The 14476-nt window shown below is 40.2% G+C and carries 12 protein-coding genes and 1 pseudogene; 5 read left to right on the top strand and 8 right to left on the bottom strand.

Features of this window, described 5'->3' with window-relative positions; all coding sequences use genetic code 11:
* Positions 1-400: pseudogene (locus tag NJ959_RS15180) on the bottom strand (4Fe-4S ferredoxin); the annotation flags it as partial.
* Positions 401-547: 147 nt separating this feature from the next.
* On the opposite strand from NJ959_RS15180, the gene NJ959_RS15175 reads away from it, so the two are divergent.
* The 3 genes from NJ959_RS15175 (at position 548) to NJ959_RS15165 (ending at position 4085) form a co-directional block, all read left to right on the top strand.
* Positions 548-1576: a glycosyltransferase family 2 protein gene (locus tag NJ959_RS15175; RefSeq protein WP_254012578.1), complete on the top strand. Its 1029-nt coding sequence runs from the start codon at positions 548-550 to the stop codon at positions 1574-1576.
* A 59-nt stretch (positions 1577-1635) separates the two neighbouring features.
* Positions 1636-2973 (top strand): glycosyltransferase family 4 protein, encoded by a 1338-nt coding sequence (locus NJ959_RS15170; RefSeq protein ID WP_254012577.1) that lies wholly within the window; start codon positions 1636-1638, stop codon positions 2971-2973.
* Positions 2974-3098: 125 nt separating this feature from the next.
* Complete coding sequence (locus NJ959_RS15165; RefSeq protein ID WP_254012576.1) at positions 3099-4085, top strand: glycosyltransferase; 987 nt, start codon at positions 3099-3101, stop codon at positions 4083-4085.
* A gap of 83 nt (positions 4086-4168) precedes the next feature.
* Here NJ959_RS15165 and NJ959_RS15160 read toward each other — a convergent pair whose 3' ends face one another.
* Entirely contained in the window at positions 4169-4771 is a 603-nt protein-coding gene (locus NJ959_RS15160; RefSeq protein ID WP_254012575.1) for a vWA domain-containing protein, read from the bottom strand.
* Positions 4772-4804: 33 nt separating this feature from the next.
* On the opposite strand from NJ959_RS15160, the gene NJ959_RS30190 reads away from it, so the two are divergent.
* A complete protein-coding gene (locus NJ959_RS30190) occupies positions 4805-4936 on the top strand; it encodes a hypothetical protein (protein ID WP_256529259.1) in 132 nt (43 codons plus the stop codon).
* A gap of 71 nt (positions 4937-5007) precedes the next feature.
* Here NJ959_RS30190 and NJ959_RS15155 read toward each other — a convergent pair whose 3' ends face one another.
* The 4 genes from NJ959_RS15155 to gntT all read right to left on the bottom strand — a co-directional run bounded on the left by NJ959_RS15155 (position 5008) and on the right by gntT (position 9511).
* Positions 5008-5610 (bottom strand): vWA domain-containing protein, encoded by a 603-nt coding sequence (locus tag NJ959_RS15155; protein ID WP_254012574.1) that lies wholly within the window; start codon positions 5608-5610, stop codon positions 5008-5010.
* A gap of 416 nt (positions 5611-6026) precedes the next feature.
* Entirely contained in the window at positions 6027-6485 is a 459-nt protein-coding gene (locus NJ959_RS15150) for a hypothetical protein (RefSeq protein ID WP_254012573.1), read from the bottom strand.
* A 148-nt stretch (positions 6486-6633) separates the two neighbouring features.
* The gene (locus tag NJ959_RS15145; RefSeq protein WP_254012572.1) at positions 6634-8031 is read right to left on the bottom strand and encodes a cytochrome P450; all 1398 of its coding nucleotides are present in this window, start codon (positions 8029-8031) and stop codon (positions 6634-6636) included.
* Between the two features lie 118 nt (positions 8032-8149).
* Positions 8150-9511 carry a guanitoxin biosynthesis MATE family efflux transporter GntT gene (gntT, locus tag NJ959_RS15140; RefSeq protein ID WP_254012571.1) on the bottom strand — a complete coding sequence of 454 codons (1362 nt, stop codon included), beginning with the start codon at positions 9509-9511 and terminating at the stop codon, positions 8150-8152.
* 282 nt (positions 9512-9793) lie between these two features.
* Here gntT and NJ959_RS15135 point away from each other — a divergent pair, with 282 nt between their 5' ends.
* Complete coding sequence (locus NJ959_RS15135) at positions 9794-10816, top strand: methyltransferase (protein WP_254012570.1); 1023 nt, start codon at positions 9794-9796, stop codon at positions 10814-10816.
* Between the two features lie 91 nt (positions 10817-10907).
* Here NJ959_RS15135 and NJ959_RS15130 read toward each other — a convergent pair whose 3' ends face one another.
* Positions 10908-12587, bottom strand: a complete 1680-nt coding sequence (locus NJ959_RS15130) for a pyridoxal phosphate-dependent decarboxylase family protein (protein WP_254012569.1) — start codon at positions 12585-12587, stop codon at positions 10908-10910.
* 72 nt (positions 12588-12659) lie between these two features.
* Positions 12660-14012, bottom strand: coding sequence for a glutamine synthetase family protein (locus NJ959_RS15125; RefSeq protein ID WP_254012568.1), 1353 nt, complete (start codon positions 14010-14012; stop codon positions 12660-12662).
* Between the last annotated feature and the right edge of the window lie 464 nt (positions 14013-14476).

Here is a 14476-nt window from a genome sequence, read left to right as displayed (position 1 = left end):
GTTCCCCTCCTGTGGTATTGTAAAAAACAATAGCTTGAGCTGGGCAAATTTTTTCGCATGGGCGAGGACAATCTGCCGGACAAAAGTCCGGGTCAAATTCGGCTTTGCGAAAATGTGGATCTTCACCGTCGTTGATGCTTACCATCAACCAGGGACGATGACTGAATTGAAATCCTTGGGTTTGGGCTGCTTCTTTTAGATTTGCAGCAACATTTAGCGCCTCTCTTGCTGCTTCCACCACTGCTGGATCTGCTGCCACATCAATACAGTCAGCACCAGCAAGGGTGTAAGCCAAGGTGAGGTTCCGAACAGCAGGGAGGTGTTGGAAACTGGCTCCGCAAATTAGCTTAAACCAGTGACCCTCCCTTAAGGAGTGTAAGGGATCATAAGATTGAGTCACCTCTCTATGCTAAATGGTTATTCTCAAAATGGGGAGGTCAATTTTTTGAGAACGGTAATTTATGGGTTCAGAGCTGCTTTGTGGTACTGGGAACCTCAGCGATCGTGTAAATTTTTGTATAGATAGCCAAGGGTTATGGCTCTCAAGATGCTAAACTGCGCTTCAGCTAGTCTAGGGTGCAGTGTTAAGGCATGTTATCGATCTGTTACTAAAAATGCCCCTGGCATTGCTAAATTTTTTATGAAGGCACAGATATCTATTTCCGTAATTATTCCTCTGCCCGATCATCGAGGAATAGCTGTTGAAGCAATTAAAAACTGGCGCGAAAAACAAACCTATCCCCAAAATAATTTTGAAATTATAGTTGTTTCCGATGGATCTGAGCCATCATTGGAAGCGGAAATTCAGTCCTATTTAAAACATCAAGACTCTTTGCTGCGAAAACCGGGAGAAAACATTCCCTCACTAACCAATTTTGCTGCAGAGAAGGCATTAGGAGATTTATTATTTATTACAGAGGCACATTGCTTGCCAAAAGCAGATTGCTTAACTCATATTACCCAATATTTTGATGAGAATGAGGTTGATGTTGCTTGCTGTAGCAGCGATGGCATCAATCAGAATCTTTTGGCTCAGATGGAACAACGAATATTTGATGAAGATTTTGTCAAAAGGTCTAAGTCAGATGCGTGGAATAAAATAACAGTTCGTGGTTTTGGAATCAAGCGTAGTGTTTTCCTAGATGCGGGAGGGTTTGATAGTTCGTATGGGCACTTTTCAGAACCTGTCTTAGGCGCACATTTACATTATTTAGGCTATCGCATGGGTTGTGCTTCAGAAGCGAAAGTCTCTCATTACAATAATTTCAATCTTAAATACCTGATCCCAAGTTTAATCGAGTACGGTGAAGATGAAATTCGCTATCGTATTGATGGTAATCAGGATTACTGTCGTCAGTATTTTCATTCATCTACCGCTTGGGAACAAAGAAAAGCAAGCAGCTTGATTAACCTCCGTCATAAACTCAAAAATTTATTGATTATTGAATTAAGCAAAATCCAGCTATTTATTGAGCAGAAAAATCCTGAAAAATATTTCCACATATATAAGCGTTTGTGGCGGCACGCCATTGAATACGGACATTACCAGGCTATTAACAAATATCTCAAGACTTAACTAGTACCCTTTGCCTCTAACAAAAATAACATATTCTCCTTCAACCGATTCTAAATCTAATGAAATTGAACTCAGTTAGTAGCAGAGACAATAGTTTATCAACTTCAGAATTGCCCATCAATATTGCTTTAGATATTTCCACGTTGGGATCGGGTTACAGGTTTGGTCAGAAAGCTGGAATATTTAGATTTTCCTACGAGTTAAGTCGTGTTTTAATAGATGCACCAGATTGTAATTTATCTTTTTGCTCTGGTGAATCTCTGGAATTACTTATTTGGACTAAGAGATTCCTAGAAGCCAATCCAGATTTGTCTAGATGCCCATTTATTCTCCATAATAGGCTGGTAGGAAGTTGGAAAAATATACAAAAATCTTACCAGTTTATAGAAGAATTGATTGACAGGATTCATCAACTTGGGTTTACTAGGAGTAAGAGACTAAAAGAGACGTTAGTTACCTTAGTCAAACCAACCAATAGTCTACTGGAATTAAATGATTTAAAAGATCGGGATATTTATCATTCTTTATACCATGCTATTCCATTGGAGTTGAAAAGTTTAAGTCTGAAGAAATTCATCACTATTCACGACTTAATTCCGATCTTATATCCACAATTTTTTATTAAAGAGGTTCGCGATAAGTTCCGCGAAATTATTAATAGTTTAGATTCAGACACCTGGATTATATGTAATTCCGAATCCACAAAAAGAGATTTATGTAATTATCGACCGGATCTCGAACCTCAGAAAATATTTGTAACTCATCTTGCTGCCTCTGATTCTTTCTATCCATGTTTAGATCAAAATATAATTAATCGTATAAAAGAAAAATATACTATTCCCTCTGTTCCCTATATACTCAGCTTGTCTACTCTAGAAATTCGTAAAAATGTTCCTCATTTAATTTGTTGTTTTCTCAAGTTAGTTGAACAAGAGAAAATTGAAGATTTACATCTTGTTCTTGTAGGGAGAAAAGGATGGTTAGATAATAATATTTACAGTGAAATTAGTAATCTCGATCCTCGACTAAGAGAGCGAATAATTTTTACTGGCTATGTACCTGATGAAGATTTAGCTCCACTATACAGTGGATCTTTAGTTTTTGTCTATCCTTCTCTTTACGAAGGATTTGGTTTACCTCCCTTAGAAGCCATGCAATGCGGTACACCTGTAATTACCTCTAATACTTCTTCACTACCGGAAGTCGTTGGTAATGCGGGCATAAGGGTTGCACCACTGGATGAAGATAGTTTATGTCACAGTATTTGGGAAATTTATCAAAATGATTCTTTACGGAATAGCCTCTCAACCAAGTCAATTGAGCAAGCAGCTAAATTCAGTTGGGAAAAGTGTTTACAGCAAACGATTTCAGCATATAGATTCGCTTTGGTGCATTAAAAGGTTAATAAATTGGGAACTCTAGATAAATCATTCTGTTAGCACATCGGTACAGGAAGAATCTTGTGGAGTAAGCAGAATTATTCTGTAGAGATCTTTATTTGTATTTTGGGAGTTATTTTACCTTGAAAAGAATTAACATTATCGGCTTTCAGAATAATAAAGGACTTTCAAAAGATGTTGATATCTTAAAAGAAGAGTTGGCTTGTTTTAATATTGAAACGCGGTTTTTAGAGATTAGTGAAAAAATTAAATCTTCTTATACCCGAAAGATATATGAATTCTCAAAAGCGATATTGATAGATAGGTTTGTTTTTAATAAAAACAATGAAATTAATATTTTCCTAGAAAGAATTGTCCCTGATTTATTGGGAGAGAGTAAAGTAAATTTATTAATTCCTAACCCTGAATGGTTTCATCCGGCATGGAGATTATTTTCTGGAAATATTAACGCTGTACTATGTAAAACTCACCAGGCTGTAGATATCTATAATGGCTTAGGTTTTAGAACCCGCTATATTGGTTTTACCTCACTAAGTAGAAATATTGAAGAATATCAAGAAAAAGAATTTCAAGTATTACATGTTGCGGGAGGAAGCCATTTTAAGGGAACAAAAAGGCTCCTACATCTATGGGAAAAACATCCAGAATGGCCTCGGCTTAATGTGGTAACTCACAGAATTATGTCAGGTTATAAATCTAAAGCAAATAATATTTCAGTGATGAGTGAATATATTGATGATTATGAACTAAAAGTGCTGCAAAACAAGTGTCTCTTTCATGCCTATCCATCCCAAGCTGAGGGTTTTGGTCACTGCATCAATGAGGCGATGAGTTGTGCAGTTGTTGTTCTCACTAATAATGCACCACCCATGAATGAACTTGTTAATTCTGACAATGGATTTTTGGTTGATTGTCATGTCAAAGGTAAAAATTGTTTGACTGACTTGGTAGATTTTGATGAAGATTCTTTTGTCGATCAAATGAATATAATGATTAGTGAAATGCCAGAGAAACGGAATTTAAGAATTATCAAAAGTAGAGAGGCTTATCAAACAAGAGATTCTGCTTTTAGAGATAATCTCAAGCAAGTTATTTCAGAATTTATTTAAAGACTGTTTAGCAATCAATTTTGATCCCCCTAAATCCCCCTTTTCAAGGGGGACTTAGAGTCGAGGTTTACACTCGCTATTCCCTAATCACCGATAGCGTTGAGCAATACTTCTGACAGGCTCATATCTGCCATATCATCTAGAGTAACTGTGTCAACAATATCAAATTTCGCACCAACCCCTTGGAGTTCATCATCTAAAGCTTTGAGAAAGCGAGTAGCCCCAGCATCACTACCCACTTGAATCATAGAAATAGCTAATTCTTCATCCCTTTCCATTTGCTGGGATGTTTCAATAATTACCCTCATTACGGCTTTGCGATCGTCTGGTTCCCCATCAGTTATAACTAAAATAGTTTCGCCATTGGGTTTAGTTTGCCCTGCGGCTTTGCGCTGAAAGTATTGATCGGTGGCATCCTTCAATACACCAGCTAAATTAGTAGTACCTGCTGGATCGTTTTCTTGGAAAATTTGGGCAACCGTGGCAGATGTCACATTTTCGTAACGTTTGCAGCGGCTGGAAAATAGGTAAACAGTAATGCCGTCGGGGTCAAATTGTTCGCATTTCCTGGCTAGTGCTAGAGTTGATTCTTCAGCAGCTTCCCAGCGACTTCTACCACCAGCTTGATCTGGAGTGGACATACTGCCACTTTTGTCAAGTATTAATGTATAGTCTCTGTCTTTCATTTTTTTTGTTTCCTGTGTAATTAATAGTGGGGCGTGGTAGCGGATCTAGCAGCGGATCAGTTATTGGTGCGTGGGAAGGTTGATCGGGTAATAGCCGATGTAGCAGCGGATCAGTTATTGGTTTCTTCTCCACTCCCCGGAATAGTTCTCAGTTTTGAGTTTTGAATTAAAACTCAAAACTCAAAATTCAAAACTCTCTTCCCCACTCCCCACTCCCCACTCCTCACTCCCTATTATTAATCATGAATGGCATTGAGCAAAACTTCTGATAGGCTCATATCTGCCATATCATCCAGGGTAATCGTATCAACGATATCAAATTTAGCGCCAGCTCCTTCTAGTTCATCATCTAGGGCTTTGAGAAACCTAGTCGCGGTGGCATCATTACCTACTTGAATCAGAGAAATCCCCAATTCTTCATCCCTCTCTAGCTGTCGGGATGCTTCAATAATTACCTTCATTACAGCTTTGCGATCGTCTGGTTCCCCATCGGTAATTACTAAAATCGTTTCTCCGTCTGGTTTCGCCTCTCCTGCTCCCTTACGCTGAATATAGTTATCTATGGCATCTTTTAATACACTGGCAAGATCGGTACGACCCATTGGGTCATTTTCTTGAAAGATTTGGGCCACTTTATCTGAAGTTACGTTATTGTACCGTCTGAAGCGACTGGAAAATAGGTAAACAGTAATGCCATCAGGGTCAAGCTGTTCGCATTTTCTCGCCAGGGCTAAGGTAGATTCCTCTGCAATTGCCCAGCGACTTTTCCCGCCAGGTTGGTCTGGCGATGACATGCTGCCACTTTTATCAATAATTAAGGTGTAATCGCGGTTATCCATTGTTAATACTCCTATTAATATTGGGTCTTCTGTACTTAGTGTGCCAGACTATTAGTCCAAGTATTTACAAGACAATCTCTGTCTGAATTGAAGTAGAAAACACCTGAAATTAGCTAAAACAAGAGGTGAATTCCTTGTCCTGCAATAACTTATTCTATTATAGCAATACGTGCTGGCATGGTTACAGTTTTAATAGGGGGTACTCAGATTGAGGTAGATTCAATGAGAGTATTTGTAAATACACCAGTGGGTAGCGCTATATTTTATAACAATTTGGCACACTAAGTACGGAAGATCCGCTTTTCACTGCCCAAGGACATTGAGGCAAGATCTGAGTTGTAACCAACCAAGGAGATCTGAATATAGCTCTAATTCAAGTAATATTTTTTGAGTTATATTCAAGTCTGTAGCAGTTATTAATTTTCAATTGCATCCAATTCCAAAATTGACAATTGTGGCGGATAAATAAAATAAAAATTTGCGTGATCGTGGATAAAATCCAACTGAAAAACACAAATTGGAGCATTTTGATGAAAAGCTGTTAATTGAAATCTTCTCACATCTAAACCATCATCTCGAACCTCCTCTATTGATTTAGAGAAATCTCCAGGAAATACATTGTCAAAATAAATTCCTAATTTCCCTACTTCCATCACGAAATATTTGGCAGCCTGTTGGCAGCTATACCAATGACCAGGATTAGGAATAACACCGTAGTATTTACTTGTGTACCACCAATCCATTTGTTGATATAACTCCTTGCTGATAAAAAAATCATTGCTTTCTTTGAACTCTAGCCAACCTTTATCCAGACTGGCTTGTAAAACAGAGTCAGAGGTTTTGATTGTTTGCAGAATATTTTTCGAGTAGATCATCGTCTTAAGTTAATAGTTTGGCTAATTTATCGGAAGTTACCTCATGGGGTCTAGATTTGGCACTGCAACGCAATGTTTTAGAATACGCGCAGTTTGGTAATTTACGATTGCTAATATAATACCATATTATCTATATTATTCATTAGTTTTAAGCTTTAGTCTCCGAAACACGCTGATTTTGATACCGTCTCCCCGTCACCACCATCCGCACATCCCCAGGGCCTACTTCTGGTCCTAATAGAAGTCCTCTAATTACTGGCTGGACCGGTTTGCGATCGACTAATTCCATCTGAAGGCGCGACAAAACTGTTGCCAAAATCAGTTTCATTTCAAATAAGTAAAATGCCATACCAATACAGCGACGGTTACCGCCACCAAATGGCAAATACTCATAAGGAGCAAATTGACGTTCCAGAAAACGCTCTGGTTTAAACTGATGAGGATTGGGATATAAATCTTGGCGATGATGGGTTAGATAAACACAGGGAAGCAGAAGAGTACCAGGCTCAAACTGATAGCCCCCAATAACTAGCGGTGATTTCACTACTCGAGTAAATATCAAGATTGCCGGTGGGTAAAGGCGCAGTGTTTCAAAACAGACAGCACTTAAATAAGGTAAATGAGAAATAGTATTCGGATCTGGGTTTTCACCCAAGCTATCGACTTCTTGTCGTAATTTTTCCTGGACTTCTGGCAGATGGTGAATCCAATATAATGCCCAGTGTAAGGCTACTGTAGGGGCTTCGTAACCCGCTACCAATAGCGTGATTAACTGATCGCGTAATTCTGTATCTGTCATCGCCTGCCCCTCCTCATCGCGAGCCGATATCATCAAAGAGAGAATATCACTGCGAGATGGATCGTTGGGTTGCTCTTTGCGTTCCCGAATCTCCGCGTAGATGAGTTCGTCTATTTCCTGTATTTGGCGCATGAACTTTTTCCAATGACTCCACGGGCCTAAAGCTCCTCGGAGTGATGGGAAAAGAAGCATAACAACTCTCAATAAAGGTCTCTTGGGATTGAGAATTGCAATGAAAAGTTCTTTGAGCTTTTCGTAACGTGCCCCTTCCTCTAGACTAAAGACAGCTTTTGAAATAACTTGGAAGGAGATTGCTTGCATCGAAGGCAGGATAGAAAAAGGTTCCCCAACTGGCCACTGACTCACTAGTTGCTTGGTAATATCGCGGACGATCTCACCATAAGCGAACATTCTTTCTCCATGAAAGGGCGGTGTCAACAACTTTCGTTGTCGCTGGTGAGGCTTGCCTTCCAACGCTAACATTGATTGTCGCCCAAAGAAAGCAGAGCTAAAACCTGCTGATGCACCAGAGTCCAACTGTTTTGGATCTGTGGTAAAAATCTCCTGAATAGCCAGAGGGTTACTGATAAATACTTGTGGCTTAAAAGATGGACCAATTCTGAGAGTGAAGATATCACCATAGCGTTGAGCACAAGCTTCCATGTATTCTAAGGGGTTAGTCAGCCATTGGAACGTCTGTATCAAAGGGTGAGTTTGAGGACCGTCAGGTAGTTTAAGAGTAGACATATTTTCTCATATTTAATCATGGGGATGCCTTCGGCTTGAGTTATCCACGGGTTGAAACTGCGTGGATTCTCAATACTGGTTATTATATTACGCGGGTTGAAACCACGCTCCACAAGGTTTACGATCGCACTTGGAGAGACAGGTATTTTTGGGGACTCAGATCCTTTAATGTCTCAGGCACCTGCACTGCAAGCATCACCATTCTTGTTGCTGTCCACACTGACACAGCCAACCATAAGATATGGTTGTTGTGATAATACCATGCAACGACAGCTAGAGGCACAAATCCAAAGATGACTGAGATCAAAGAAGCATTGCGTAAGACTTGCCCTAAAGCTAAACCAGCAAAGTATCCATCTAGTATCAGATAAACGGAACTAAATCCCAGCACGGGGAATAGCCAAGGAACATAACTGGTCAGAAGCGAAGTCACTTCACCATAATTAGTTAATAGCCCAAAGACATTCTGGGGAAACAGGAAACACCCAAGGGCGCAAATTATTCCTACCTCTAGACTCCTTCCTACCGCTACCTGTAATAGCGGGAATAACTGCTCGTTCGCTTGTTGTCCTTTAAAGTTTCCGCTCAAAGTCTCAGTCGCAAATCCTATCGCTTCAAAACAGTAGATGCCAAGCAATACTACTTGTAAGAGTAAGGCATTTTCTGCCAGGATAGTTGTCCCCATTCCAGAACCTAGAACCGTAAAAATGGTTGCGACTAACATAGTAGCCACAGACCTAATGAAGATATTGCCATTAAGGGTAAAAGCTGCTTTAAATGCGCTGACATCCCAAACTTTTCTGGCTACACTTAGAGCTTCCTTCCAGTTTATTTGAAAACTCGCCAAAATGATGCCGACCACTAACATGAGATAGGGGCTAATCGCTTGAGAGAGTCCCGCCCCCTTGCTAGCCAAATCCCATCGGACAATAAACAGGTAATCGAATAAAATATTAGCTCCATTGCCCACCACCGACATCAGCAACACACAGCTACTCTTTTCCCGTCCAAGAAACCATCCAATCAGAACAAAATTCATCACCACCGCAGGTGATCCCCAAATGCGGGCGTTGAAATAGTCAATCCCTGATGCCTTCACCTCTGGAGTCGCACTGATTATGCCAAACCACAACTGTTGCAAAGGATATTGCAACAAGAGAATGAGTCCGGCTATACCCAATCCAATTAAACCATTTCGCAGTCCCACCAGTAACATCTGTTCAGTGTCATCCCGTCCCACCGCTTGTGCCGTCACTCCAGTGGTTCCCATGCGTAAAAAGTTGACAATGAAATATATGCAGTTAAACAGGGTTGTAGACAGAGTAACCCCTGCTAGATCCTCGATTTGAGTGAAATGACCCAAGAAAGCTATGCTGATTGTCCCAACTAGAGGCTCGGTGATATTGGAAAGGACATTGATGAAAGCAAGTCTAAAGAAGCGAGAAAGGAAGTCGTACTGTTTTGGGAGCGTTATGTTCATAAATTAAGACTAACATGAGTTTGATGGGTTGAAAAAGTGTGATTCGTTGCTTGCTGAACCTCTATTTAATAGAAATATCGGGAGAAGTTCCCACCTATAAATTACCCAAGTTGCTACCTATAACCAAAGCGGTTAGAAACCGCTTCTCAGTGCATCATGAGCCACGATTTCAATCTATAGGGAGCAACTTGGGTTAAATTCTAAAAAAATACCCATATAGCCCATAGATATAAATACCCTATTATGCGAGAATGAGAATTCACTCTCTCAACACTATAACTTATGGTTATACCTCAATTTCCTCTCCATATTGAATTACTCCAGATGGTCAAGGGATACTGGCTATCTCAGTGTATATATGTAGCCGCAAAATTGGGAATTGCCGATCGTCTTAAGAATGGCCCCCTATCCTGTACTGAACTGGCTTCAGCTACTCAAAGCGATCCTCAATCTCTCCACCGAGTCATGAGGGCATTGGCAAGTGTGGGAATTTTCACAGCAACGGAATCCCAACAATACACTTTGACACCCTTGGCGGAATGCTTATGTAGCGACGCTTCCCATTCAATAAGGAACATGGTGATTATGTGGGGAGAACCTGAATTTTATCAGACATGGGGAGGGCTACTCCATAGCGTCAAAACAGGAAAATCTGCCTTTGAAGAACGTTTTGGGATGAATTTGTTTGAGTATTATCAACAAAATCCTACTGCTGCCGAAATCTTTGAACAGTCTATGAATACCTCTTCCGAATTGGAGGTAGCAGCGATGATGGAAGCGTATGATTTTTCAAGTTTTCAAACCCTTGTGGACGTAGGAGGCGGCTATGGAAAGATGATTGGAATTCTGTTGCAACGATATACTCATAGCCACGGCATTCTTTTCGATGAACCCTATGTGATCGATCATTGTTTACCGACACTCAAAGAACATGGGATTGTAGAGCGGTGTGAAGTAGTTCGTGGTAGCTTTTTTGAGTCTGTGCCTCCTGGTGGAGACGCATATTTACTCAAATATATCATTCACAATTGGGATGATGATCAGGCAATCTCTATCCTAAAAAACTGTCGTCAAGCCATGCCTGCTCACGGCAAAATTTTAATTATGGAAAAAGTTATTTTAGAGAATGATACGTCTTCATTAGCGAAAATGTCAGATCTCAATATGTTCGTAGTCTGTCCAGGGGGAAAAGAACGTACAGAGGCAGAATTTAAAGCCATCCTAGAACAAGCAGGTTTGGAATTAGCTCGGATTGTTTCTACGACTGAAGAGATTTGTATTATTGAATCAACCATTAGGGGGTAAGATTTCTTGCCTCTTAGACGCAATCCCCAATGAAGTTAGAAGCCCCAACTATATTGCTTGCAATTAGTTGGGGTAGTTCACTTTTAACCCCCTATTGATTTAGGATTGCTCTCAAGTGGTCGATTACTGAGGTAATGTCCACAAAAGGATTAATCAGTATACATTTCCATCCGCTAATTGGTGTTCCTGATTGACCAACAATTACTTGATTAGAATAACCTAAAATCGGTGTATTGGCAGATCTTATAACTTTGCTTTTTCCAAAAAGATGGTGATTATACTCATTCATTTTTTGAGTAAAAATTCGCTCCTCTTCACTCGTTCCAAATAACTCTCTTTTGTATGCTGCTTGTGCTTCAATTCCAGTTGGATAAAATCGCCAAACTGTACTGGTTCCAGGAATATTTTGATTTAAAACTTCAACAGAGCTATTGAAACTATATTGTAGTTTCGATTTCAACATATTGCTTTGTTGGATAGCATAACCAATCATAGCTTGATATCCTTCATAACCCAAAGCATACAGATTAGCCAAAATCATTAAAGGCCCATCTCCTGGACGGGAGGATTCTGGTGTATAAGCCCCTGGAAATGAAGAAAAACTATCCCCAGTAAAATAGGGTGTTTCTTCTTGGTCTTTTTGAAGAAGTAGCAGATCTTGTTTATTCTTAAAAATTAAGGCACTAGAAATATAAGATGTCAAACCATGTTTATGCGGAGCGACTGTGATAGAATCCGCGTAACATAAATTAGAGTATAGGTTATTTAATTTCTCGATAGAGTTAAGCGTGTCCGGATTAAATCCCAAGGAATTGTTGGTAATTTGATAGTTTTTAAATATACCATAAATCCAACCGACAACGGCATCTACATGAATGTGGGGTTTGGGAATGTGATATTTTTGGCAGACTGTTTCACAAATTTCAAAAACACTTTTTATATCATCTACGCCAAAGGAATCGGTATATCCAGCAACTAAATATAGACACACAATCTGCTTCCCTTGTTGGATAGTTTCCTCCATCTGAGATTGTAAAGCTTCTAAGGATATCTGAAAATTGGGTGTCACCGGAACAGATATCACATTTTCAGTTCCGATACCAAGTAATCGAGCCGCGTTGATATTAGTATAATGACCAAGAACTGATTGTATAATGACAGGCTCTTTATCAAGAAAAGCCTTGAAGCCTTTTTTCCCTAAACCAGGAAACATCTTTTCGAGGGCAAATCGAACTGCCCAATAATTACTTGCCGCTCCTCCTGATGTAAAATATCCTCCTGCTAATTTCGGGTCAAAACCTACAATTTCAGCAATATGTGAGATAGCTAGCTGTTCAGCTTCAATGGTTTTTCCAGCATAGGTTTCATTGGCCAGATTTGGATTAATAATAGCACAAGCAACTTTGGCAAGAATTGCTGGTGTTAGAGACGGTGGAACGATATTTAAAGGAGCATAACCTGCTGAGTAATTTGGTACATTTCCTAAATAATTGAGAATGATATGTTGAATAACTTCTTCAATCGACCAACCTTTTGTGGGAATTTGATTTGTGCATAACTCAGATTTGATTTCTGGCGTTATTATAGCTGTCAAATTTGTATCAGAGCGTAAAGATTTTAAGCCTGTTAATAACTGCTCAATTGCTTCCAAAAAATTATTTCCTAACCCAGCCTTGGGAAGAAGGTATTGACTGTAAGTTAAGAGCAAATTATTTAAAATCTGATTTTCCTGACTAAAATCATCTTTGCTTCGATCTGTTTGTTCAATCATGTCTTGACTTCATTAATAACTTTCAATACCCTACCTGATTCATTAAGCGAAGGGGGGAAGAAGCTGTTGACTTCAGTATATCTCCAAATATTCTTGACGCTCCCACTCCGTCAGGTGATCGTGAAAACGAGCTAGTTCAAAACGTTTGATCGTAGTAAAGAGCCGTACAAACTCTGGAGAGAGCATCTTTTGCATCTCCACATCAGCAGCTAGTCCAGATAAAGCTTCCTCAAGGGTTTGAGGTAGCTTCGGCAAATCTGGGTTGTCTTCGCTGGGACCTTCTACTGAGGGCTGTAGTTGACGCTGTTGTTTGATACCTAGCAAACCCGCTGCTAGAGTCGCTGCCGCTGTTAGGTAAGGATTACTAAGACCAGAAGCGGCTCGCATTTCTATATGGGTTGATTCTTCATCGGCTACTTTCACTCGCACCATTGCGGTACGATCTTCAATACCCCAACTGATATTGGAGGGAGCAAAGGTATGAGGTTTGAGGCGACGATAACAATTCGGCGTAGGACTTACTAATGGCATCATCGCCTCTGCACGATCTAAAATGCCTTGAATGAAGGCATGAGCAGTGGCAGATAAACCATATTTGTTATTTTTGTCAATAAAGGCGTTGTTTCCAGTGTTGCGGTCAATCAGGCTGATATGAAAATGACAACAGCAACCCGCGTGCTCGATAAAGGGTTTAGACATGAAGGTGGCGTGTTGACCAAGCCGATAAGCAATCTCCTTGACTGCATTCTTGAAGGTAAACGCTTTGTCAGCAGCACGAATACCTATACTAGCTCCATAGTTAATCTCGAATTGGGAAGGACAGTGCTCGCAGTGATAGTTAATCACATCTATCCCAGAGGCACGCAGATAATTGATTAACTGACTGATTTCAGGAACGTAGTTGTTGCGGGTATTATTAAAAACGTGTAGCCCATCAAAAAGTAGTTCCTTTGTTTCTGGATTGAGGAGATAGAACTCAAACTCATGCCCCATCATCACATCGAACCCAAGCTGCGCCGCTTCTGCGAGTAACTGCTTGAGGATATAACGGGGTGCAATTTCCAACGGTTCTGTTGGACTCTTCATGAGATCGCAAATGACCTTGGCTGTTTTTTCCATCCAAGGCACGGGTGTTAGGCTATCAAGGTCTGGGATTAATAGTAGGTCACGGTAATTCTGCTCTTCGTGATAGCCAGAACCCGGTACAACCATTGAAGCCGTATCTAAAGCAAAACAACCACCATAAAAGTTAAGACCCTTGCTAGCAAAGCTTTCTACTTTGTCAACTGGCACAACTTTTGCGCGAGCGATTCCGTGTAAATCCGGTAGCTCGAAACGGATGTACTCAACACCTTGGTCTGTTAGGCATTTAACAAATTGGGTAACGCTATCAAAAGTAGTTTTTGTCTTGTCTGATCCAATCATTTCCATCGTGCGTAAGTTATTTATAGATGTTAACTCAGATCTTGCACCAATCAGCATAAACCCGTGACATTTCCTGGACTAACCTGGGTACAGGTATGGTCTATGCTAGGCTTACGCCAAGCTTCCTTAACGCAACTAATCCGGCTCTGGAGAGACTTAAAGCTTGGTCTAACGCTGCGTTTACCGTTATCAGGAAATATGCTCGAAGATCTGAGTATGACTGAGATCTTCGAGCCATGTCAACTCTTTGAAGAATCCAAGTCCCAAATCTCCCGATCCAGAGTAGGGAGTTTACCCCTCACCCCCAACCCCTCTCCCTGAAAAAAAAAACCGCAATTAACATAACTTAACAAACGATCGCTGAAAGTGGCTTAACTTGGTTAAATTTATTAAGATTAATTCTCAATAATTGACGAGATTGCGTCGTTTCAGCTACTATGGTCGAATAATCCAAAGGAGGGCTA

The organism is Limnofasciculus baicalensis BBK-W-15 (assembly GCF_024178385.1).
Taxonomy (GTDB): Bacteria; Cyanobacteriota; Cyanobacteriia; order Cyanobacteriales; family Coleofasciculaceae; genus Limnofasciculus; species Limnofasciculus baicalensis.
The sequence above is the reverse complement of the archived record's forward strand: the minus strand, read 5'-3'. Positions and strand labels throughout refer to the sequence as shown.

Bases quoted from the DNA above. Each gene is read 5' to 3' on its own strand.
- NJ959_RS15130 (WP_254012569.1), bottom strand. From the start codon at position 12,587: ATGATTGAACAAACAGATCGAAGCAAAGATGATTTTAGTCAGGAAAAT.
- NJ959_RS15160 (WP_254012575.1), bottom strand. From the start codon at position 4,771: ATGAAAGACAGAGACTATACATTAATACTTGACAAAAGTGGCAGTATG.
- NJ959_RS15155 (WP_254012574.1), bottom strand. From the start codon at position 5,610: ATGGATAACCGCGATTACACCTTAATTATTGATAAAAGTGGCAGCATG.
- NJ959_RS15175 (WP_254012578.1), top strand. From the start codon at position 548: ATGCTAAACTGCGCTTCAGCTAGTCTAGGGTGCAGTGTTAAGGCATGT.
- NJ959_RS15125 (WP_254012568.1), bottom strand. From the start codon at position 14,012: ATGATTGGATCAGACAAGACAAAAACTACTTTTGATAGCGTTACCCAA.
- NJ959_RS15170 (WP_254012577.1), top strand. From the start codon at position 1,636: ATGAAATTGAACTCAGTTAGTAGCAGAGACAATAGTTTATCAACTTCA.
- gntT (WP_254012571.1), bottom strand. From the start codon at position 9,511: ATGAACATAACGCTCCCAAAACAGTACGACTTCCTTTCTCGCTTCTTT.
- NJ959_RS15150 (WP_254012573.1), bottom strand. From the start codon at position 6,485: ATGATCTACTCGAAAAATATTCTGCAAACAATCAAAACCTCTGACTCT.
- NJ959_RS15135 (WP_254012570.1), top strand. From the start codon at position 9,794: ATGGTTATACCTCAATTTCCTCTCCATATTGAATTACTCCAGATGGTC.
- NJ959_RS15145 (WP_254012572.1), bottom strand. From the start codon at position 8,031: ATGTCTACTCTTAAACTACCTGACGGTCCTCAAACTCACCCTTTGATA.